This window comes from uncultured Nitrospira sp. (assembly GCA_902500695.1).
Taxonomy (GTDB): Bacteria; Nitrospirota; Nitrospiria; order Nitrospirales; family UBA8639; genus Nitrospira_E.
In genome coordinates this window covers 37,802-42,174 of the sequence record CABVRQ010000016.1, presented here as the reverse complement: position 1 = coordinate 42,174, position 4,373 = coordinate 37,802, and the positions used below count along the sequence as shown (strand labels likewise).

At 57.9% G+C, this 4,373-nt stretch carries 1 protein-coding gene; it reads right to left on the bottom strand.

Annotation, left to right across the window (positions count from 1 at the left end; all coding sequences use genetic code 11):
- The coding region (locus AAH187_RS06215; protein ID WP_342347574.1) for a LamG-like jellyroll fold domain-containing protein at positions 1 to 4,373 on the bottom strand (4,373 nt) is incomplete at both ends.

The following is a 4,373-nucleotide window of genomic DNA, read 5'->3' as shown; positions in this document are numbered from 1 at the left end:
CCGTCCCCTTCGGTGTAGGCCAGCGTATCGCCCCCCAGGTTGGTGAGGACCGGGAGGTCATTGACAGCACTGAAGGTGACCGTCGTGTCGTAGTTGGCACTCGTGCCCCCGTCCCCATCGGTCAGCACATAGCGCACCGTGCGGCTGCCCAGCGTCGGGTTGGCCGTGTCGGTGTTCGTATAGGTGATGTTCTGCACCAGGGCGCTGACCGCCGCGGCATCGGCGTTGGCCTCCAGCGTGATGACCAGGGCCGCGCCACTGCTGCCCCCGACAAAGGTGCCGATTTGCGTGCCGCCGTAACTGACCGCACTGCCCGCCACCGTGATGTTCGTCGGGCCCGCCCCTTGGTCGCGAATGGCCAGCACATCCTCCGCACTGTCACTGCCCGCCGTAAACGCCACCGTCAAGGTGCCCGTGTCAAAGTCACTGCTGTCCACATCACTCACGGCCGCATTGCCGCTCTGGTCAAGGACTTGCGCCCCGTCCCCTTCGGTGTAGGCCAGCGTATCGCCCCCCAGGTTGGTGAGGACCGGGATGTCATTGACTCCAGTCACGGTCACGTCGACCGTCCCAGTATCGGTCCCGCCATTTCCGTCGTCCGCCGTGTAGGTAAATTGATCCGAAACTTGTTGACCGGCTGTGAGACTATCGAATTGTCCATTGGGGTCGTAGGTGAAACTGCCATCGGCGTTAAGCGTGACCAAGGCTCCCGACGCCAGGGCAATCGGATTACCCACATTGGCAGCACTCCCGTTGATCTCACTCACCACCAAAGGGTCGCTGTCGACATCGACGTCATTGACGAGAACGCCGGAGGCTGCAATATTCAGAGGGGTATCCTGGTCAGTGGAATAGCCAACCCATGTGGGTTCTTGTGAGGCCATCCCTCCCCCAAGGGTCCCATCGTTTCCAGAAGAGGAAATGTCCGTGGCAGTGGTTCCCGATCCCTCTCTCAGTAGCCAATTACCAACTAATCCGGATTCATTTCCTGTCAATAAAAGATCATAGTTTGTTGAGATCTCGCCCGCTGTTCGCACCGTGTTCCAAATTCGCACTTCACCAATCGACCCCTCGAAATATTGACCCGTCGGGTTATTTGAACGACCACCGATACGAAAATCCTCGAGTACAGGGTAAACATCTCCAATCGACCCGGAGCCGTTGTAGGTCTCGACGACGGATCCATTCACATAGGTAATCACGACGCCACTGTTATGAGTAATGGCCACATGCGTCCACTCATTGAGGGTCACAACATGGCCGGTGTTATGCCAAGTCCATCCTGGGTCGGTGTTGGCAAAGGCCCAACGAATCGTTCCATCAGAAAGGATCCCAACTTCATATTCGCCTTCTTTATTGAGAAGAATCATACTACTGCTGGTAGGTAAACTTGTTGGCCGGAACCAGGCCTCCATCGTCATGGTATTGGTCATTTCCAGGCTTGCGTCACTCCCGAGCTGAAGAAAATCATCTACCCCGTCAAAAACCAGACCGGGACGATCATCTGCGGCAACCGGCGCGTCGTTGACTGCGGCCGCCGTGATATTGAGGGCGAATTCGGAGGTTGAACCATAGTTGCCGCCGCCAAGATCTCTCGTGGCAGTAGCGGTCACAAATTCACCGGCGGTAACTGCAGCAGTCAGGGTGACGTTGAAGCTCCCGTTTCCACTACCGTCCGTCGTGACACTCGTAAAACCGAGATAGGTTTGCCCCTCTCCGTGACTGGAAGGATCTTGCCCGGTGGCAACAGTGTTTTTATAAAACTCGATCCGAAAGGTGGTACTGGCGGTACTATTGAATGTTCCCTCAATAGTGACCTGGGTGGGTGAGTCCAGATCAGCCGTCGTGAGCACAGGAAAATTCTGTAAATTGTTAGCGCCGCTGTCGCCGTCACCATTGTCGTTAGCCGTCACGCCGGCCGTGCCTAAATTGATGCCCAGCAAACCATTGGAGTGGATTGAGTTGCGGATAATCGCGTTGTTCGTGCCGGCGATGACATCCACGCCGTTTTGCGAGTTGAACGCGATCACGTTACCGGCTCCGAGGGTTTCGCCACCGATTTTGTTGTTGTCCGCAGTACCCTGGAAGGTAATGCCCTGACGGTTGCTCATCCCCGTAGTGCCGTCTGCGCCGACGCCGATGTAGTTACCTTGAACAAGGTTGTTGTCGGCGTCCTGCCAGAACCCAATACCAAAACTATCGCCGCCGGTGGAGTTCCCTGCGATGATGTTCCGGTCAGCAGCAGTCGTTCCTCCGATCGTATTGCCATCACTCTTAACCGTCATGCCGTATCGGTTCCCGTAGGTGGTGACCAGCCCACTGACATCCGTTCCGAGGTAGTTGCCAACGATCGTGTGGCTACCGCCCTGGTTGTCAATCTCGATGGCGTCATCACCAAACCGGTTGATGGCGAAGCCGCGGATTGTGGTGCTACTGGTCTCAATCGTGAACCCGTTCGGATCGCCGTTCGAGACGAGGCTTCCGTTCAGTTCGATGATCGGCGTACCCGAGAACCCGGTCTGGGTCCAGGCGTCAATCGTCATTTGAGTCGTGATGGCCGGTAGGCCGGCAGCGGCCACCTGAATCGACCACCAGCTCTTTGCATAATCAGGGTCAGCACCGACGAGGGCCGCATCGGACGCGGCCGTGGTTGCCGTCAGGTTCCCCGTTGAAACGGTCCCGGCCACGCTGTTATTGGTGTAGTAATAGTGCCGCGTGTCCGTGTGCGGAATCGCAAACACGATCTTGTCGGCGCCGGTCGTAAGGTTGGCCGCGATGATTGCCTCACGCAGCGAGATGCGCCCGTCGGCCCCCCGCGCATTACCCAGATTGGTGATGGATGTCGTTGTGCCGTCGCCCACATCGCTCGTCGTATCGACAACCACGATGCCGGTAGAGGTTGCGGTGACATTCGCCGCAAACTCGGAAGTGTCGCCGTAGTTTCCGCCGCCAAGATCACGGGTAGCCGTTGCCGTGACGCGGTCGCCCGCGTTAATCCAGACGCTATTCAGCGTCAGGTTGAAACTCGCATCGCCGGACCCGTCGGTCGTGACGGTCGTGAATCCCAGATACCGTTCGCCTTCGCCGTTGGGACTATCCGCAATAGTTGGCCTACTGGCGAAGAATTCGATCCGATAGCTGAGACTGGCATTCGTGTTAAGCGTCCCGATGAGCGTCGTGCCGGTCGCATTCGAATTCGCTGACGTCACCACCGGGAAGTTCTGCAGATTGTTGGGTCCAGTATCGCCATCACCGACATCGTTGGCCGTGATGCCATTCGTACCGAGATCGATGCCCAACTCCACGTTGGAATAGATCGAGTTGCCCAGAATGGAGATGCCGCTGCCGCCAGAAATGTAAATGCCGTCCCGACCATTAAACCCGATGGTGTTGCCCTGCCCTGCAGCTGTTCCGCCGATGGTCGTTGAACTGGCCGTATCCTGCACCTGAATGCCGGCCTTGACGTTCCCCAGTGCAGCCACGCCATCGGCGGTAATCCCTATAAGGTTGCCCTGAATCGTCGCACCGGTCGTGGTGTCGCCCACCAACACACCATGTCCCAGATTGCCGGAAATCACGTTGCCCGCCCCGACCGCAGAACCGCCAAAGACATTTCCAGTTCCGGCGCGCCAGAAACTCGCGCCGCCATCAACATTACCGAGTGCGGCCAACCCGGTGACCGTGGTCCCGATGTAGTTGCCCTGCAGCAGGTTGTTCTGTGACCCCGAATCAATCACCTCGAAGCCGTAGTGATTGTTGCCCGAGATCACGTTGCGCGAGGCCCCTGTCGTGCCGCCGATCACGTTGCCGCTTGAGCCGTTGCTCAGATAGACGCCGGTTTGCTGCGTATTCGATGTGGTGCCATTGATATCACCTGTGCCACTGACGTTGGTGCCGATATAGTTGCCCGAGATCGTACTGTTGTCGACATTGTCGAAAAAGATGCCCTGCTGCGTGTTGCCGGAGATGACGTTGCGTTGGGTCGCCGTGGTGCCGCCGATCAGGTTGTCCGTGCTGTTCAGCGCGAAGATCCCGTTGACACCGTTCGCCGACGCGCCGGTGCCAGCCGAATTCAGGCCGATCCAGTTGCCCTGAATCGTGTGGCTATCAGAGCCGCTGATCTCTATGCCGGTCCCTGTGAAGCGGTTGATGATCAGACCGCGAATCGTACTGCCGTCGCTGCCGCTCCCCAGGTCCAGACCCTTGACCAGGCTGCCGAGGTTGCCGCCATTCAGTTCAATGACGGGTGTCCCACTGACGTAGTCCGGCTCACTCCACCCGTCAATGAGCACCGCTTCGGTGATCGTTGGAAGCGCGGACAGCACATTGATCGTATGTGGGCCTGCTCCCGCAATACTAAAATCGATGGTATC